At 61.9% G+C, this 223-nt stretch carries 1 protein-coding gene; it reads right to left on the minus strand.

Features of this window, described 5'->3' with window-relative positions; translation table 11 throughout:
* Positions 1-223 (minus strand): IS66 family transposase (locus ACXAH0_RS25355; protein ID WP_475196120.1); only part of this gene is annotated, 223 nt, incomplete at both ends.

Below are 223 nucleotides of genomic sequence, written 5' to 3' on the forward strand. Positions count from 1 at the left end.
TGCCCGCTCCGCGCAATTGTTGTCCAGTTCCAGATGCCCGTTGTCGAGATACGGCCGGGCTTTCGGCAGGCGGCTGAGTGCATAGCGGATCGCTGCGGCCAGCGGTGACTTCCCCGATATCCGTGTCAATTGGCTGCCGAGCCAATCTTCCAGATCGTCGAAGATAGGTTTGGCGTATGCTTGCCGTAAGGCGGAGCGCTCCGGTGGCGGTTTTCCGCGTGCC

Source organism: Roseibium sp. AWQ4_290 (genome assembly GCF_056160985.1).